Below are 18268 nucleotides of genomic sequence, written 5' to 3'. Positions count from 1 at the left end.
CCCCTACCGCTCAGGCAACCTTGTCGAGCAGCGGCCTCAGCGCCGGATGGATTTCCGGTGAGGCGTGCTTGATCAGCGTCAGCAGCGCGCGTTCGTTCTCGTAAAGAGGCCTGTCGACGCCGATATGTTCGATCAGCCAGCCGGCTTCGCCGGCATCGATCGTCTCGGCGCGGCGGGCCAGGGTCTCGGCCGCCCTGTTCTTGGCTTCCCACTCGGCCTCGATGTCGCCCGGGGACCGATAGGCTTCCATGATGCCGGCAAGGCCGCCAGAGATCATGCGGCTGAAGAAGCCGCCGATTTCCGGATCGGCATGTTCGAGGAAGGCATCGCGGCGCAGCGCCACATCGCGCGTCGGTGCTTCGTAGCCGGCCGAGCACATGACGAAATTGGCGATCGCCTTGACGAACAGCTCGTTCCAGGACGGATCGTTGTGCCCTTGAGCAGTGCACTCGTTGATCTTGAACAGCACCTCGGCCTCGGCGCGCGTGATGGCGATGTTGCCGTCGCCGCCATGGGCATGGAGGATCCGGCGCAGCAGCTCGACCGCCTGTGCGATGAGGCCGGGAGCCAGCGCGCCGCCGAGCATCAGCGGCCCCTTGCCGTCAATGACGGCATGCGCCACCTGCTCCAGCGCATAGACGCAAAGCTGGCTCGGCGACGATCTTGCCTGTTCCAGCACATGCACCAGCAATTCGAGCTCGGTCCGGCTGTCGACCATGCCATCGCGCGAGATCGTGCGGATCAGCCAGTCGGCATTGTCCTGCGAGATATAGCCCGACGGCTTTTCCTGGTGGACGATATAGTCGGTAACCGCCTCCACGAAGAAGGGCGGCCATTCCTCGCATTTGTCCTTCGCCGTTGCATCGAGCGCAAACAGCGCCTCGGCCTCGCCGCGCGTCACGACGCCATCGCCGAACACTTCATGGCGCAACATCGCCACGTCCTCCGCGGCGATGCGGCTTTTCGAGGTCAGCCCGGCCACCGGCGCGCTCATGATCAATTCGCCCATTTGTCGTCCCCGTCCGCCGTCGCCAAGCGCCGGCCCCAAGCGTCATACAAGCCAACATATCAGCAGTGTCTTGAAAAACCGGCAAACGGCGTGGTTAGCGAAGACTTGTCGGCCAACGCATGTCGCCCAAAAACGTGCCGCGGTTTTGAAGAATGGCATGCACGCGCTTTAGATGTCGCTGACAGGTGACAAGCCGTCGCGCGCGAGCTATGGATGGCGCGTCGAGGACTCAGGGTCTGAGTCCTACCTGTTTGCGGGAGAGAACAGCGAGAGCTGTCGCCGAAGGGGAAATCGCCCGAAATCTCTCAGGCAAAAGAACCGTAGACGGGAAAGACACTCTGGAAAGTCGGGGCTTGCCCCCGCGCCGAAGGTGTAAGCGCCGCTGACAGAGCTCCGGCTGCGCGAGTCTCTCAGGCTTCAGACAGAGGGGCACGGACTGGTCGCCATTCGCGGCCGATTGCGTGCGACTCTGGAGACGACATGACGGGCGACGATACAAGACACCTACCCCTCGAAGACATCCATGTGGCCGCCGGTGCGCGTTTTGGCGCTTTTGCCGGCTGGTCGATGCCGCTGACCTATCCGGCGGGCGTCATGAAGGAACATCTTCACACCCGCGAACAGGCTGGCCTGTTCGACATCTCGCATATGAAGCTGTTCGAAGTCAGCGGGCCGGAGGCGGTTGCGCTGCTCAACCGCGCTTGCCCCTTGGATGCAGGCGCACTCCAAATCTCACAGTCCAAACTGTCCTTTTTCCTCAACGAGGCAGGCGGCATTCTGGACGACCTGATCGTCACCAGACTTGGCGATAGCAGGTTCATGGTGGTCGCCAACGCAGGCAACGCCGTCGCCGACGAAAAGCATTTGCGTGCACTTGCCGCGGATTTCGACGCCAGGGTCGAGCCGCTCGACCGCGTCTTCCTGGCCATCCAGGGTCCTGAAGCCTGGGCCGCCCTTTCGCGCGCCGGCATCGAGACCGGCTCGCTGCTGTTCATGCATGGTGTCGAACCGCGCAAGAACTGGTTCATGAGCCGGTCGGGCTATACCGGCGAGGACGGTTTCGAGATCGGCCTGTCGGAAGCCGATGCGCGCGACCTCGTCGCGAAGCTGCTCGGCGATGAACGCGTGCTGTGGATCGGCCTGGCCGCCCGCGACAGTCTGCGGCTGGAGGCAGGGCTGTGCCTGCATGGCCAGGACATCACGCCGGAGACCGATCCGGCCAGCGCTGCGTTGATGTGGGCAATTCCAAAGGACATCCGCGCTTCCGGCGCTTTCATCGGCGCCGATGCGCTCCGCGCCGCCGTGGAACGAGGACCCGCGCAAAAGCGCGTCGGGCTGAAGCCGGAAGGCCGCCAGCCGGTGCGCGCCGGCGCCGCGCTCTTTGACGCCGACGGCACGCCCGCCGGCCATGTCACATCAGGCGGCTTTGGCCCGTCAGCCGGCCATCCGGTCGCCATGGGCTATGTCACGGCGCCACTGGCCAAACAGGGAATACGGGTTTTCGCCGATGTTCGCGGCACGAAAATCCCAGTCGATATCAGCTCCCTGCCCTTCACACCGCATCGCTACCGCAAAGGATGATCTCAATGGCAACGACCTATTTCACATCAGATCACGAATGGCTCCGCGTCGAGGGCGGCATCGCCACTGTCGGCATCACCGACTATGCGCAGGAGCAGCTCGGCGACCTCGTCTTCGTCGAACTGCCGGAGACCGGAAAGAAATTGACCAAGGGCGACACCGCCGTCGTGGTCGAATCCGTCAAGGCGGCTTCCGATGTCTACGCGCCGGTCGATGGCGAGATCACCGAAGCCAACAGCACGCTGTCGTCGGACCCGTCACTGGTCAACTCGGCGGCAACCGGCGCCGGCTGGCTGTGGAAGATGAAGCTTGCCGACGAAAGCCAGCTCGCGGGCCTCATGGATGAGGCCGCCTACAAAGCCCATATCGGCTGATATCAGGACGGATTGACATGACCGCAGCACTCACTCCCTTCTCGGCCCGCCACATCGGCCCGAGCGTCAACGATGTCAGAGCCATGCTTGCCGTGATCGGCGTTCCGTCCATCGAGACGCTGATCAGCCAGGCCGTGCCGCAGTCGATCCGCCTCGACTTGCCGCTGACCCTGCCCGCACCGGCCAGCGAAGCGGAAGCGCTGGCCGAATTGTCGGCGACCATGGCCAAGAATACGGTGCTGAAGAGCTTTATCGGTGCCGGCTATCACGGCGTGCATGTGCCGCCGGTCATCCAGCGCAACTTGTTCGAGAACCCGGCCTGGTACACGGCCTACACGCCCTATCAGGCCGAGATCAGCCAGGGCCGGCTGGAGATGCTGTTCAACTTCCAGACGCTGGTCACGGAATTGACCGGTCTGCCGGTGGCGTCGGCCTCGCTGCTGGATGAAGCAACCGCGGTCGCCGAAGCCATAGGCATCGCCTTGCGCCACCACCGCGACAAGCGCACCAAGATCGCACTTGCCGGCACGCCACACCCGCAGACACTGGACGTCGTGCGTACCCGCGCCGAGCCGCTCGGCATCGAGATCGACGGCGAGACGATCGACGACAACACCGCTGCTTTGCTCGTCTCCTGGCCGGATACGTTTGGCGTCTATGGCGACCACAAGGCGGCGATCGACAAGGCGCGTGCGACCGGCGCCATCGTCGTCTTCATTGCCGATCCGCTCGGCCTGGCGCTGACCGATGCGCCGGCCAAGCTTGGCGCCGACATTGCCGTCGGCCCGATGCAGCGTTTTGGCGTGCCGATGGGCTTTGGCGGGCCGCACGCCGCCTATTGCGCCGTCTCCGACAAGTTGACGCGGCTGATGCCTGGCCGCCTGGTCGGCCAATCCACCGATAGCAAAGGCCGGCCCGGCTACCGGCTTGCCTTACAGACACGCGAACAGCATATCCGCCGCGACAAGGCGACCTCCAACATCTGCACCGCACAGGCGCTGCTTGCCAACATGGCGACGGCTTATGCGATCTGGCACGGCCCCGCCGGGCTGCAGGCGATTGCCGGGCGCATCCACACGCTGGCCAATCGTCTGGCAAGCGGCCTCGAAGCGGCAGGCGTGTCGGTGATCGGCGCCAGCCGTTTCGACACGGTGACGGTGGAGACCAAGGGCAAGGCGGCGCAGATCGCCACTGCGGCTGAAAAGACCGGCCGGCTGCTGCGCGTCATCGATGCCGACCATGTCGGCATCAGCTTCGATGAGACCTCGACCGATGCCGATCTCGATGCGATCGCCGCCCTGTTCGGCGCCAAGGCCTCTCCGTCGGCCGACAGCACCGTACCTGGCAAGCCGCGCGGCAAGGAGTTCCTGACCCAGCCTGTGTTCCATGAGAACAAGTCGGAAACCGACATGATGCGCTTGCTGCGCCGGCTGGCCGACAAGGATCTGGCGCTCGACCGCAGCATGATCCCGCTGGGATCCTGCACCATGAAGCTCAACGCGGCGGCGGAAATGATGCCGGTAAGCTGGCCTGAAATCGCCAATTTGCATCCCTTCGCGCCGGCAAGCCATTCGGCCGGCTATCGCGCCATGATCGGCGAACTGGAAGGATGGCTGTCGGAGATCACCGGCTTCGACGCCGTCAGCCTGCAGCCCAATGCCGGCAGCCAGGGCGAGTATGCCGGCCTGCTTGCAATCCGCGCCTATCATCGCTCACGCGGCGAAGGTCATCGCACCGTCTGCCTGATCCCCTCCTCCGCTCATGGCACCAATCCGGCAAGTGCTGCGATGGCCGGGATGAGCGTTGTCGTTGTGCGCTGCCTGGAGGACGGCAATATCGACATGGACGACATGAGAGCCAAGGCCAACGAGCATTCCAAGAATCTCGCGGCACTGATGTTCACCTACCCCTCGACGCATGGCGTCTACGAGGAAGGTGCACGCCACCTCTGCGCCCTTATCCACGAGCATGGCGGCCAGGTCTATTTCGATGGCGCCAATCTCAACGCGCTGGTCGCCTTGGCGCGGCCCGCCGATATCGGCGCCGATGTCTGTCATATGAACCTGCACAAGACCTTCTGCATTCCGCATGGCGGCGGTGGCCCGGGCATCGGCCCGATCGGCGTAAAGGCGCATCTGCAGCCCTATCTGCCGGGACATGTCACCGAAGGTTCGGCGCACGCCGTGTCGGCCGCACCATTCGGCAGTGCCTCGATCCTGCCGATCACCTGGATGTATATCCGCATGATGGGCGCCGCCGGACTGAAGCAGGCGACGGAGACCGCCATCATCTCGGCCAACTACGTGGCGACACGGCTCGCGCCGCATTTCCCGCTTCTCTACAAGGGCAGGCACGATCGCATCGCGCATGAATGCATCCTCGACACCCGCGTGCTCAAGGACAGCGCCGGCATCAGTGTCGACGATGTCGCCAAACGGCTGATCGACTACGGCTTCCACGCGCCGACCATGTCCTTCCCGGTCGCCGGCACGCTGATGGTGGAGCCGACCGAATCCGAGCCCAAGCGGGAACTCGACCGCTTCTGCGAGGCGATGATCGCCATCGCAGGCGAGGCAGCGAAAGTCGCCAGGGGCGAATGGCCTTTGGCCGACAATCCGCTGGTCAACGCGCCGCACACCGCCGCCGAGGTGCTGGCCGGCCAGTGGACGCATCCCTACTCGCGCCTGGAGGCGGCCTATCCCGCCGGCGACGCCGACACGGCAGCCAAATACTGGCCACCGGTGTCACGCATCGACAATGTCGCCGGCGACCGCAACCTGGTCTGCTCCTGCCCGCCACTGTCGGACTATCTGGGTGCGGCGGAATAATTACGCGGAGCGCAAGGCCGGCTTGATAGGTTCGGCCTTGCCTGTCCTTTTACGGCTGATGACGCAGTTTCGCCCGGCGCGCTTGGCGGCATAGAGCGCCGCATCGGCCTCGGTCAGCACCTCATCGAGGCTGCTGCCGCTTGCCTCGCCAAAGCCGATGCCGCCGCTGACCGTGCTGCGCAACTTGCCGAGTTGGGTGGCGACGATCTCGGTGCCGAAGGCCACACAGATCTTGCTGGCGAGATCATGGGCCTTCTCTTCCGTCATTCGCGACATGACGACGGCGAATTCCTCGCCGCCCAGGCGAAAAGCGTCGACGCCGGTCCTGGCATATTTCTTGATGACCGCGGCGAAGCGGCACAAGACCTGGTCCCCGACCGGATGGCCATAGACATCGTTCGTCCGCTTGAAGTGGTCGAGGTCGAACATGACGACGGACATGAACGGACCGAAACTCCGCTCGCCGTAGAGCGACGTCAACGCCCGCCGGTTCATCAACCCCGTCAGCGGGTCGGTCATGGTCTCGGCCTTCAGCTCGATCTGCGCCTGCAGATGGTGGAGGGAGAGCGTCAATGCGCCGAGCCCGGTCATGCAAGCCACCGCCACGACGGAATTCAGTCGTTCGGCCCAGTTGTCGGGCGCGACCGCGAGCGTCCATTGCCCCTTGGTCAGCAGAACCACGCCACAAAGCGCAAACGACACAGCGCAGGTGCCGCTCAGAAACGAAACCACCAGCAGGATCCGGCGATCGTGACTGCCATTGATCCAAAACATGGCGCCGATCGCCGACAGAAGCACCGTCACCGTGGCGTAGGTGACGATGAAGCCGACACCGTCAAGCCCCAGGAAGGTCACTGCCGCACAGACAGCCATGGCGGCAAGCGCCGGTGCAACGGCGCGTCTGTGGCCGGGCACGCCCAGATATTGCATGGCCGACACGCAGAGGATCAGGAACCCCAGGCTGAGCAGCGCAAGCACGATCTGACAGAGCAGCGGATCGGGATCCTTGGTGTATCGCCAGAACAGGATCACATGCGCGACGAGCACCAGAATGCCGCACGCCACCGTCAGCACGAAGCCTGCCTTGGGCGCGGTGAACCAGATCGCAAACATGGTGACGCTGAGGCAGATGCCCGACAGCGCAGCTGCGAGCAGGAGCGAACTGAAGTCCAGCATATCGGGCAAGGGCCTCTCGAGCGTCGGCGGTTGCGCTGCACTCTAAGGTCAGCGGCAGCCCTCAGATATGGGTTTTCAGCCGATCTATCGATGCAACCTACGGATAGGGTTTACAAAACGTTCGATGCCATGTGTCCCGAAACCGGACCCTTGGACGACGCGAGGTCAACCCTTGTTCAAGAGAGCGAGGTTGGCGTTGACGACGGTGGGATCGGCCATGCCGGCCTTCGCTTCGAGCAGCAGCGCCTTGGCCTTCTTGCGATTGCCGCGCAGCAGTTGCGAATAGCCCATGTTGTTGACGATCTGCGGCTTGCGGCCGGCGACTTTCAAAAGCTGGCCGTAGGCACGGTCGGCGAAGTCGAAGCGGCCGAGTTCATCATAGGAAGCAGCGAGCCCCATCCAGGCCTCCGCATTGTCGGCCTTCAACTCGACGGCCTTGCGGAAGTGCTTTTCGGCGAGGCCGTAATTGGCGTCGCGAAACTGCGCCTTGCCTTGCGCCAGATCGGAGGTGTCGATGTCCTTTGCCGCCGGTTGGATGGCGGTGGTCTTGGTGGTGTCGACGCCGCCCGTTGTACAGCCAGACATCATCAAGACGGCCGAAATCGCGGCCATTGCCGTGAAGTTACTGTGACGCATGCCCCTGCCTCATCGCCCGATTTGCCGGGTCGTTCTTCAGGAAACACATTATATCAGCGACGCTTAAACTTTGGTGCCGAAACGTCACCAAAATTTGGTTTCGGGCACACCAGCCATTAACCACCAGGCCACGCTGCTTCAGTCGCAGCCAGCGGCGTCCTCACGGCTCCAGGGCTTTGAGCCCCGCAGAGCCGTATACCGGCTGCCATCATAGCGCAGCCGGTAGGTTTGGCTCACGGACTTGCCGGGATGGGACTGGCACTCGCCATCCTTGTCGGGCAACGGATTGTCAGTATCCATTTGCTCGACCACCGTTATGTCGTGGTAGCCATGATGTTTGGCCGGGCTCATCGCCAGGCTAACCCGACTAGTATGAAAGTATCCGGCGCAATTGGTATCGCCCTCGCCGCCATTGCCGCCCACGACCAGGCCATCGAGCACCATCCTCAGGGAATCGCCATCGACGGCATAGAGCCGCAGGTCGGTTTCACTGAAGGGATTAGGCAGCGAATTGTTCGCCATTTCGATGCGCAGGCCAAAGGCAGTAACATCGGGCGCCAGCGCATAGCGGCCGGTATCAAGTTCGACCTTGCGGATGGCGATGGCATCATCATTCATCAGCCCGGGCTGGAGCAAGCGCTGGCGCACCTGCCGGCTCTTCCTGTCGACAATCAAAAGCTCGATATCGCCGGCATGCGCGTAGTCGCTGGGTTGGGACCCCTCCATCAGCGGCACTGCGACCAACAGCAGGTCGTCATGGGCGGGCCAGATCTTGCAAACCAGCCCCGGCGGATCGCCATACGCGAATGTCAGGGCGATGCTGGTGTGGGGTTCGAGCGTGAACGAGGTGCCGTCGGCGTTCTTTCGAGCTTTGGGATAGGCCTGCTGCACCAAGGCGGCGGCATCGCCGCAATCGTCGGCCACGGCCCAGGCGGGCGACAGGCTGGCCGCGGCAAGGCCGAGCAAGAGAGTGCGCAGCAGCATGGACTTCTCACCTGCAAAGCCGGGTTCGGTCAGAACAATGGTTGTCAGCCCCTTGCTAGGGCTTTTGTGAAGCGCTCGCTAGTGCGCCGTCATTTTGACGATGACTGGAATGGCCGCGATCATCAGCACCACCGGCAGGATGCACACAACAACCGGCACCGACATCTTGGCCGGCAAAGCGTGCGCCTTTTCCTCGGCCAACGACATACGCTTATGGCGCATGTCGTCGGAGAAAACGCGCAGCGCCCCCGACAGGCTGGTGCCGAGTTCCTTGGACTGCTGCAGCAATGTGGCGAAGGAACGCACCTCGTCCAGGCTGAGGCGGTCGGCGAGCGCCTTCAGCGCATCGTCGAGGCTGCGCCCGGCCCTCAGCTCCAGCGACACCAGCTGCAGGTTCTGGCTGAGCGCGGGATAGGTCTTGGCGAGTTCCTTGGAGACGCGCTCTATGCCCGCCTCCATGCTCATGCCGGCATCCGAGCAGACAATCATCAGGTCCATGAAATCGGGAAAGCCGTTGCGGTACTCACGCCTGCGCTCCCGCACTTTCTGGCTCAACACCAGGCCGGGCAGGAAATAGCCGGCCGCTCCCGACAGGATGACGAATGTCCAGCGACTGGCCATCGTCGCGTCCGGGCTGGCCATCCACCGGTTGAGCACAAACACACCGATTGCCGTGCCGATCATCGCGCTGAACCGGATCAGGAAGAACGTGCCGACAGCACGCGGCTCCATGTAGCCCGCCTGGATGAGCTTCATGCGCAGCCGGGCGACATTTTCCGGATCGCTCCTGGCGTAGAATTCTTGCGCCCGCTTCACCGCCTTCTCGCGCACGACGCCGGTATTCTTCTTCTGCACCGGCTCTGGTTTGGCGGCCACGGGACCGTTGTCGACCCTGAGCCGGCGCATGACCTCGTTGCGGTCGCCCTTCGCCATGACAACAGGCCAGGCAACAGCGGCAGCACCCGCCGCCAGCAGCAGGATGGCCACCGGCATCAACGAGATCGGTGCAAGCGAGGCGAGGAATTCGATGAAGCCCTGCATGTCAGAACTTGAAATTCGACATCTTGAACATCATCAGATTGCCCAGCATCAGCCAGGTGATAGACCCACCGAGCAGGTACCAGGTTTTCGCCTCGCCCCAGACGTCGCTGTAGAAGCCCGGCATCAGCGCCATGATAGCGGTGAACAGCAACGCCGGCACCGCCGTCAGTATGTAGGCCGACATCCGGCCTTCTGTCGCAATTGCGCGCACCTTGCGGCGCAGTTTGCCGCGCTCGCGGATCGTCGTCGCCAGGCCGTCAAGGATCTCGCGCAGATTGCCGCCCGAACTGGTCTGGATCGAGACAGCGGTGACGAACAGCGGCAGATCCTCCTGGCCGACCCGGTCGAACAGCGAGTTCAACGCCGAAACCAGATCGGAGCCATAGGTCACCTCGTCGGCGATGACGCCGAACTCGGTGCCGATCGGGTCGGGCATCTCGCGCGCGACCATGGCGATCGCCACCGGCACCGGATGGCCGGCCTTTAGGCCACGCGTGATCAGTTCCAGCGCCTCCGGCAACTGCATGCCGAACCGCTTCACCCGGCGCTTGCGCTTGAAGCGCAGCGTGATCACTGGCAGCACCGGCACAAGCACCACAAACAGCACAAGCCCCATCAGCGGCGGCAAGCCGTACCAGATGGCGACCAGGGTCATCGCCATCGCCACGCCGCAGGTGATCATCAGGAATTTCGACAGCGGCATGATCATGCCCGACTGGGTTCGCAAAGCGCGGAACCGATCCAGCGAAAACAGCGGCGTGCCTGCATCGAGGCCGCGTTCCTTGCGCAGTTGGACAAGCACCTGCTCTTGGGTGATCTTGCTTTCCTGCAGTTTCATGCGCCGGTTGATGGCGGTGCGTTTGTCGCTGCGACCGGCGTAAAGCAGGTAGCAGGCCTCGGCGATCAGGATGCCGGTCAGCGCGGCCGCGGCATAAACGACATAGATCGCGCTCATTCCATCGAACACTTGGCTACTCCTGCGGCCGGCCGGGTTCGAAATATCGTCCAGGAAACTCGATGCCCATAGCGCGCAGATCCTCAAGGAAGCGCGGCCGGATGCCGGTCGCCTCGTAGTGCCCCAGAATCCTGCCGTCGGCCTCCATGCCGGTGCGCACGAAGCGGAAGATCTCCTGCATCTGGATGACATCTCCTTCCATGCCGGTCACCTCGGCGACACTGGTCACCTTGCGCTTGCCGTCGGACAGGCGCGTCAGCTGAACGATCAGGTCGAGCGCGCTGGCGATCTGGCTGCGGATCGACTGTACCGTCATCGGCATGCCGGTCATGCCAAGCATCTGCTCGAGCCGCGAAATGGCGTCGCGAGGCGTGTTGGCATGAATGGTCGCCATCGACCCTTCGTGGCCGGTGTTCATCGCCTGCAGCATGTCGAAAGCCTCCTCGCCGCGGCACTCGCCGAGAATGACGCGGTCGGGGCGCATGCGCAGTGCGTTCTTGACCAGGTCGCGCTGCTTCAGCTCGCCATGGCCTTCGATGTTGGCTGGCCGCGTCTCCATGCGCGCGACATGCGGCTGCTGCAGCTGGAGTTCGGCCGCGTCCTCGATGGTGATCAGCCGCTCGTCTTCCGGAATGAAGGCCGACAGCGCATTGAGCATGGTCGTCTTGCCGGTGCCGGTGCCGCCCGAAATGATCGTCGTCTTGCGGGCATGCACGGCCGCCGCCAGCACTTCGGCCATGTTCTGGGTGATGGCGCCGAATTCGACCAGTTTGTGCAGACCGAGCTTGTTCTTGGAGAACTTGCGGATCGACACCAGCGGCCCATCGACCGCAACCGGGCGGATGGCCGCGTTGAAGCGCGAGCCGTCCAGCATGCGGGCATCGACCATCGGCTGCGATTCGTCGACGCGGCGACCGACCGCGGCGACGATCTTGTTGACGATGCGCAGGAGATGCGCCTCATCCTTGAACGGAATGTGTACCGGCTGCAGCTTGCCCTTCTTTTCGACAAAGCAGTTCATGTGGCCGTTGATCAGGATGTCGTTGATGTCGGGGTCCTTGAGCAGCGGCTCGAGCGGACCGAGGCCGACCATCTCGTCGACGATGTCGTCGACCAGTGCGTCGAGCTCGACGGTGTTGATCGCCATCCGCTCCTGCTTGGTCTTTTCCGACACGAAATCATGCACTTGCCGGCGCATCTCTTCCTTCGGCAAACGCTCCAGCGCGACAAGATTGATCTCTTCGAGCAGCAGCCTGTGGATACGCACGCGCGCATCGAGCACCTTGTTGGCATTCTTTGCCGGCGCAGTGTCCGGCTTTGCCGGCAAAGCCTTTCGGCTGGTCGGAATGACGACGGCATGATGGGCGACCGGCGTCGTCTCAGGCGCGCGCTGCTGCGGACGCGCATCTCGGTTCTGCAGGGCGGAGAAGCGGCTGGTCATCCGGCTTTCCTCTTCAGCAATCCACGGCCCATACCAAACAGCGAGCGCGATTTCGCGCGGGTTGGGACCGCTTCTTCCGGCAGGATGATCTTCTTCAGGTCGTTGACGACATTGGCGTTGGGATCGATCTCGTGCAGCGGCACTCCGCGATCGACCGCTTCGCGCACCAGCCGGTAGTTGTTGGCGATGCCGCCGACGAAATGCTCGCCGAGAATTTCCTGGACGTCCGCCTGCTTGATGCCGTTATCGAACATCTTCTGTTCGAAACGATTGACGATAACGTTCGGCTTCACTTCCTTGCCGGCAGTCTCGTAGACCGCCTGGATCAGCCGCTGCGTGTGGCGCAGGCACGGCACCGTCATTTCCGCGACGATGTAGAGCTTGTTGGAACCGAGCAGCACGGTTTCCGTCCATGGAAACCAGGTGCGTGGCATGTCGATGACGACATTGTCGAAATAGGCCGAAACGAGGTCCAGCATGCGCACCACGACATCGGTCTTGAACGAGCGCATCTCTGCCGGATGCGCCGGTGCCGCCAGCACGCACAGCCCGCTGGCATGCTTGGACAGCATCACGTCGAGCAGTTGGCGGTCGAGACGCTCGGGCTGGTTCTCGATCTCGGTGATGTCGAAACGCGGTTCGAGGTCGAGATATTCGGCACAGGCGCCCTGCTGGAAATTGAGATCGACGACGCAGGTCGACGCGCCGCGCGTCACCGAGTGATGCAGCTGAAAGGCGGTCTGCAGCGCCAGCGTCGTGGTGCCGACGCCGCCCGCGGCAGGCATGAAGGTGTAGATCTGCGACTCGCTGTTTTCCTCCCGACCGGGTCCCTGCAGCGCCCTCACCACGGAGCGCACCAGATCGGCGGTGGTGATCGGCTTGACCAGGAAATCCGCGACCTTGAGCTGCACGAGAATACGCACCGCGGCCGCGTTGAACTCCTGGGTGACGACGACGACAGGAACCTTGTCCTCCAGCCGGCGCATGATGCGCTGCAGCGACTCGACCTCCTCCAGCCTTGCCGCATCCATGTCGACGATGATGGCGCCGAAGTCGGCTTCCTGGATCTCGCCGCGCAACTCGGTAACGTTCTTCTCCACTGTCGAGAGCTGTATGATCTCGGAGGCGGAAAACGCGGTGCGCGTGTCCTGCGCAAACGTCCTGTCGGTCGATACGAGCAGGATCTTCCTGGTCTTGATGCCGTTTGCCATTCTGTCAGCCTGTCAGTTCGATCGACCGTTGGATCAGTTGCCCGTGGGATCAATTGGTCGTGCTGGACTGCGACGCCTTGGCACCGGCCGCCTGATCGGGTGTTACGGCCGCGGCACTGCCTCGTTGGGCCGGCACCAGGAGCCTGGTGTTCTGGACCCCGTATTTCCAGGGATCGACCATCTGCATGACGGTGTTGGCGGCCTGCGCATTTCCGGCGCCGGCCGTCGGCCCTTCGCTGCGCACATAGTCGTCGCTGGTGCAGCCAGCGGTAAAGCCGGCCAGCAGCAAGGCGACGCTCGATCCAAAGACCAGACGCATGGCTTCAATCCTTCGGCAGGTCGAGGAAATGCCCAGCCGAAGCGGCCGCTGCAGGTTGAGTGACGCGGCCGTCTGCCAGCGCCACGGTGCGACCGGTATCGGCGCCCTTCACTTCCTCGGTGTTGTTGAGAAAATAATCGGCGTTGCTGGCCGGCTGCGTGCCATCTGTCGGCTCGACGAGCTTCTTCGACGGATCGACCGGCTTGACCAGATAGGGCGTGACGACGATGACGAGGTCGGTCTCGCGCCGCTGATAGGATTTCGACGAGAACAGCGCTCCAAGCACCGGCATCTTGCCGAGGCCGGGAATGCGCGAGGTGGTGATGTCGTTCTGCGACTGCAGCAATCCGGCGATCATGAAGCTCTGGCCGTTCTTAAGGTCGACCGATGTCCTGGCACGGCGCACGATGAAACCGGGCACCGAAATGCTGCCGATATTGTAGGAGGCTGACGCGTCGATCGAGGAGACTTCCGGCGCGATATCCAGGCTGACCAGCCCGTCCTTCAGAACCGTCGGCGTGAAATCCAGGCTGACGCCGTACTTCTTGTAGCTGACTGAGATCTTGCCGTTGTCCTCGGAGACCGGGATCGGGAATTCGCCGCCGGCGAGGAAGCTCGCCGTCTGGCCGGAACGGGCGATCAGGTTCGGCTCGGCCAGCCGCCGCGCCAAGCCGCGCTCTTCCAGCGCTTTGATGGCGATATCGATGGAGACGCCATTCGACAGCAGCTTGCCGATGATCTCGCCTGTTCCCGCGCCCTGTATCGATCCGGCCGGCAGCGTGACGTCGCGGCCACCCATGCCATAGGCGAAATTGGCGGCGTATTTGGCGCCGAGATCCTGGCCCGCCTGGCGGTTGATCTCGACAAAGCGGACGTTGAGCTGGACCTGCTGCGACGACGAGATATTGACCGAGTTGATCACCTCCTCGGCACCGGAAAAGCGCGTCGCGATCTTGTTTGCCTTTTCGGCGGCGACCGCGTCATCCGCCTCGCCCGACAGCACGACCCGGCCATTGGCCGATCCGACCGTGATCCTGGCATCCGGCACGCTGGCGCGAATGGTGCTGGCCAGTTGGTCGGTGTCGAGCGTCACCTCGATGTCGACAGTGCCGACAAGCTGCTTTTTCTCATCGAACAGGGCAATGCCGGTGGTGCCGAGATTGTTGCCGAGCACATAGAAGGATTTGTCGGTCAGCGGATTGACGTTGGCGATCTCCGGATCGCCGATGACGATCTGGTAGAAGGCGGCACTGGTCATGATCGTCTTCGGCTTGCCCTTGGCGACCTTGATTGACGCATTCTTGGTCGACGACACATAGACGATCTCGTTGTCAGCCCTCGCCGAGGCGCCGAAGGCCAGCATCGCGGCAGCAGCCAGCGAAGACGCGACAGCCGCCGCACGCAAAACGCGCAACCGCCCCATGACCCGATATGTGAACAGCCCGAACATTGTCCCGTCCCTCACCCAGTCCCCACTGGCTTATTTCTGGTCCCGCGAAGGAACCTGGTATTCCTCGGCCTTTGTGCCGCGCGTTACGATGACCGTCTTGAACTTCGGCTTCTCCGGCTCTTTCACCACGGCATCGAACAGCGAGCCGGCAGCGGCCTGCACGTTCGAGGCGGCCGATCCACCGAACGAAGAGATGGTGGTGACGCCGCCCTTGCCGTCGCCGCCTTCGCTGGCCGAGCGCAGCGACAGCGACAGCGTACCGACAGTGCGGGCCAGCGCCACTTTCTGCGCGCCGTCGGTCGTCACCTCGATGGTCACCGAATTGGAAATCTGCGGCGTCGTCTGGCGCTCGTCGGCACCTTGCCCGACGCTCAGCACCTTGGCATCGGCAACGACAATCTCGGAGGTGACCGTCGATCCGGCCGCACCCTGTGCATTCTTGGCCACTTCCTGAATTTCGCCGGCATCGCGCGTCAGCACGACATCAACGCGGTCGCCCGGTGTGACGAAGCCGCCGACACCTGCTATCTCGTCGGTGCGGATGGTGACCGCCCGCATTCCGGGCGTCATCATGTTGGAGAGTGTCGCGCGGCCGTTCGGACCGGACAGCTTGGTCAGCAGTACCGGCTCGTTGACCTCGATCGGCGACAGCACCACGCGGCTGCCATCGGCAAGCACCGCATTGATGGTGGTGAAGGCGCCCTGCGGCACGGCCTCTTGCGACCACGGGATTTCGCTGAGCTGCGCGCGGTCGAGCGCCATGCCGTAGCGCAATGGGGCATTCGCCACCACGATGGTCTTGAACTCGACCTTCGGCACGACAGCTGCCGGAATAGACGAGGTCTTCTCTTCGGAATCGGCCTTGGCCTGGCTTTTGACCCAGAAATCCGCGGCAAAGATCGAGATCGCCCCGAAAACGGCGGCGATGCCGATCATCGATATGGCCTTGCCCCTCACGCCGAAACCCCTGATGCCCGCAGTTTCTTGTTTTGTTGGGCTTAACCCTAGGCGGCATTGTTAAAGAATCAGGAATCCTGCACCGCGGTATCGGACCTATTTCCGCCGGCTTGGTTATCGAATGGTTTTGGAGTAAGAGGGGCCATATCCCCGAACGGAACAGGAACCTCGGTCGCTTGGCGCTGAAAAGCGTGGCAGTATCGCGAGGTGATTCGCAGCATCGGACTCTATGGCAGGCATGGACGATCTTTTCGGCAATGACGACAACAAGCCGCAGCCGGTTCGCGCGCCAGCGCGCCCTGCGGATCCACTGGTGGTGCAAGCCACCAAGCGTCCTGCCTCGACCAAGGACGGCAGCGAGGGCTATAGCGCCGCCGACATCGAGGTGCTGGAAGGGCTGGAGCCGGTGCGCCGACGGCCAGGCATGTATATCGGCGGCACCGACGACAAGGCGATGCACCATCTGTTCGCCGAGGTCATCGACAATTCGATGGACGAAGCGGTGGCCGGCCATGCCACCTTCATCGATGTCGAGCTCTCGGCCGATGGCTATCTCGCCGTGACCGACAATGGCCGCGGCATCCCGATCGATCCGCACCCGAAGTTCAAGAAGCCGGCGCTTGAAGTGATCATGACGACGCTGCATTCGGGCGGCAAGTTCGACTCCAAGGTTTACGAGACATCAGGCGGCCTGCATGGCGTCGGCGTGTCCGTGGTCAACGCGCTGTCGGACCATCTCGAGGTCGAGGTCGCGCGGGGACGGCAACTCTATCGGCAAAAATTCTCGCGCGGCGTTCCCGTGACCGGGCTGGAACAGTTGGGCGAGGTCCACAACCGGCGCGGCACAAAGATCCGCTTCCACCCCGACGAGCAGATTTTCGGCAAGGGCGCGGCGTTCGAACCGGCGCGGCTCTACCGCATGACGCGCTCGAAAGCCTATCTGTTCGGTGGTGTCGAGATCCGCTGGACCTGCGATCCGTCGCTGATCAAGGAAAAGGACCAGACACCGGCCAAGGCGGAATTCCATTTTCCCGGCGGCCTGAAGGACTATCTCAAGGCATCGCTCGGCGACGACTTCCAGGTGACGCGCGAAATCTTCGCCGGCAAGAGCGAGAAACAAGGCGGCCATGGGTCGCTGGAATGGGCGGTGACCTGGTTCGGCGGCGACGGCTTCATCAATTCCTACTGCAACACCATCCCGACCGGCGAAGGCGGCACACACGAGGCCGGCTTCCGCAACGTGCTGACGCGGGGCCTGCGCGCCTATGCCGATCTCGTCGGCAACAAGCGCGCCTCGATCGTCACCTCGGAAGACGTCATGATCTCGGCGGCGGGCATGCTGTCGGTGTTCATCCGCGAGCCGGAATTCGTCGGCCAGACCAAGGACAGGCTGGCGACGATCGAGGCGATCCGCATCGTCGAGACCGCGATCCGCGACCCGTTCGACCATTGGCTGGCCGACAACCCGCAGGAAGCCTCGAAGCTGCTCGAATGGGTGATCGCACGCGCCGACGAGCGGGTACGCCGGCGCCAGGAAAAGGAAGTGTCGCGCAAGAGCGCGGTGCGCAAATTGCGGCTGCCGGGCAAGCTCGCCGACTGTACGCAGAATGCCGCGGCCGGCGCTGAACTGTTCATCGTCGAAGGCGACTCGGCCGGCGGCTCGGCCAAGCAGGCGCGCGATCGCGCCAGCCAAGCGGTGTTGCCATTGCGCGGAAAAATCCTCAACGTTGCCAGCGCCGGCAACGACAAGCTTGCCGGCAACCAGCAGATCTCGGACCTGATCCAGGCGCTCGGCTGCGGCACGCGGTCGAAATACCGCGACGAGGATTTGCGCTACGATCGCGTGATCATCATGACCGACGCCGACGTCGACGGCGCCCACATCGCCTCGCTGCTGATCACCTTCTTCTACCAGGAGATGCCGGCACTGGTGCGTGGTGGCCACCTCTATCTGGCGGTACCGCCGCTTTACTCGATCAGGCAAGGCGGCAAGGTCGCCTATGCCCGGGATGACGCGCACAAGGACGAGCTTATGCGCACCGAATTTACCGGGCGCGGCAAGGTCGAGCTTGGCCGCTTCAAGGGTCTGGGCGAGATGATGGCGGCCCAACTCAAGGAAACCACCATGGATCCGAGGAAGCGCACGCTGCTTCGGATCGATGTGATCGACGCCGAGGCGGCGACCAAGGACGCCGTCGATGCATTGATGGGCACCAAGCCGGAGGCCCGCTTCCGCTTCATCCAGGAACGCGCCGAATTCGCCGAGACGGAAGTGCTGGATATCTAGCCACCAGCCGGTCCATAAC

The 18268-nt window shown here is 63.2% G+C and carries 15 protein-coding genes and 1 riboswitch; of the genes, 4 read left to right on the top strand and 11 right to left on the bottom strand.

Translation table 11 applies throughout. The annotated features are described in order from the left end of the window. Window positions 1-10: 10 nt before the first annotated feature. A complete protein-coding gene (locus EOA19_RS09280) occupies window positions 11-1009 on the bottom strand; it encodes a hypothetical protein (protein WP_128303370.1) in 999 nt (332 codons plus the stop codon). A gap of 244 nt (window positions 1010-1253) precedes the next feature. After that, a riboswitch (glycine riboswitch) is annotated at window positions 1254-1340 on the top strand. A 149-nt stretch (window positions 1341-1489) separates the two neighbouring features. On the opposite strand from EOA19_RS09280, the gene gcvT reads away from it, so the two are divergent. Genes gcvT through gcvP form a run of 3 tightly spaced genes read left to right on the top strand, consistent with a single transcriptional unit; the run spans window position 1490 to window position 5792 of the window. Continuing rightward, a complete protein-coding gene (gene gcvT, locus EOA19_RS09275; protein WP_128303369.1) occupies window positions 1490-2590 on the top strand; it encodes a glycine cleavage system aminomethyltransferase GcvT in 1101 nt (366 codons plus the stop codon). 5 nt (window positions 2591-2595) lie between these two features. Further along, window positions 2596-2964, top strand: a complete 369-nt coding sequence (gene gcvH / locus EOA19_RS09270; protein WP_128303368.1) for a glycine cleavage system protein GcvH — start codon at window positions 2596-2598, stop codon at window positions 2962-2964. Between the two features lie 17 nt (window positions 2965-2981). Next, window positions 2982-5792: an aminomethyl-transferring glycine dehydrogenase gene (gcvP, locus tag EOA19_RS09265; RefSeq protein WP_128303367.1), complete on the top strand. Its 2811-nt coding sequence runs from the start codon at window positions 2982-2984 to the stop codon at window positions 5790-5792. Here the strand turns inward: gcvP and EOA19_RS09260 are convergent, their stop codons facing one another. From EOA19_RS09260 to cpaB, 10 genes are all read right to left on the bottom strand, one after another. Next, window positions 5793-6968, bottom strand: coding sequence for a GGDEF domain-containing protein (locus EOA19_RS09260; RefSeq protein ID WP_023810510.1), 1176 nt, complete (start codon window positions 6966-6968; stop codon window positions 5793-5795). It lies immediately after the preceding gene. A 165-nt stretch (window positions 6969-7133) separates the two neighbouring features. Continuing rightward, window positions 7134-7604 carry a hypothetical protein gene (locus EOA19_RS09255; RefSeq protein WP_023810509.1) on the bottom strand — a complete coding sequence of 157 codons (471 nt, stop codon included), beginning with the start codon at window positions 7602-7604 and terminating at the stop codon, window positions 7134-7136. Window positions 7605-7742: 138 nt separating this feature from the next. Next, a complete protein-coding gene (locus EOA19_RS09250; RefSeq protein ID WP_128303366.1) occupies window positions 7743-8588 on the bottom strand; it encodes a hypothetical protein in 846 nt (281 codons plus the stop codon). Between the two features lie 78 nt (window positions 8589-8666). Next, entirely contained in the window at window positions 8667-9629 is a 963-nt protein-coding gene (locus tag EOA19_RS09245) for a type II secretion system F family protein (protein WP_023810507.1), read from the bottom strand. Window position 9630: 1 nt separating this feature from the next. Further along, the gene (locus EOA19_RS09240; RefSeq protein ID WP_023810506.1) at window positions 9631-10596 is read right to left on the bottom strand and encodes a type II secretion system F family protein; all 966 of its coding nucleotides are present in this window, start codon (window positions 10594-10596) and stop codon (window positions 9631-9633) included. A 4-nt stretch (window positions 10597-10600) separates the two neighbouring features. After that, entirely contained in the window at window positions 10601-12025 is a 1425-nt protein-coding gene (locus EOA19_RS09235) for a CpaF family protein (RefSeq protein WP_023810505.1), read from the bottom strand. Next, the gene (locus EOA19_RS09230) at window positions 12022-13236 is read right to left on the bottom strand and encodes a response regulator (RefSeq protein WP_023810504.1); all 1215 of its coding nucleotides are present in this window, start codon (window positions 13234-13236) and stop codon (window positions 12022-12024) included. The genes EOA19_RS09235 and EOA19_RS09230 overlap by 4 nt, the downstream gene beginning before the upstream one ends. 49 nt (window positions 13237-13285) lie before the next feature. Continuing rightward, the gene (locus tag EOA19_RS09225; protein WP_128303365.1) at window positions 13286-13555 is read right to left on the bottom strand and encodes a hypothetical protein; all 270 of its coding nucleotides are present in this window, start codon (window positions 13553-13555) and stop codon (window positions 13286-13288) included. A gap of 4 nt (window positions 13556-13559) precedes the next feature. After that, window positions 13560-15005, bottom strand: coding sequence for a type II and III secretion system protein family protein (locus EOA19_RS09220; RefSeq protein WP_023810502.1), 1446 nt, complete (start codon window positions 15003-15005; stop codon window positions 13560-13562). A gap of 30 nt (window positions 15006-15035) precedes the next feature. Beyond that, the gene (gene cpaB / locus EOA19_RS09215; RefSeq protein ID WP_245273189.1) at window positions 15036-15962 is read right to left on the bottom strand and encodes a Flp pilus assembly protein CpaB; all 927 of its coding nucleotides are present in this window, start codon (window positions 15960-15962) and stop codon (window positions 15036-15038) included. Between the two features lie 229 nt (window positions 15963-16191). On the opposite strand from cpaB, the gene parE reads away from it, so the two are divergent. Then, the gene (gene parE, locus EOA19_RS09210) at window positions 16192-18249 is read left to right on the top strand and encodes a DNA topoisomerase IV subunit B (protein WP_023810500.1); all 2058 of its coding nucleotides are present in this window, start codon (window positions 16192-16194) and stop codon (window positions 18247-18249) included. Window positions 18250-18268 lie beyond the last annotated feature (19 nt).

The sequence above is a fragment of the Mesorhizobium sp. M7A.F.Ca.US.010.02.1.1 genome (assembly GCF_004023085.1).
GTDB lineage: Bacteria > Pseudomonadota > Alphaproteobacteria > Rhizobiales > Rhizobiaceae > Mesorhizobium.
The sequence above is the reverse complement of the archived record's forward strand: the minus strand, read 5'-3'. Positions and strand labels throughout refer to the sequence as shown.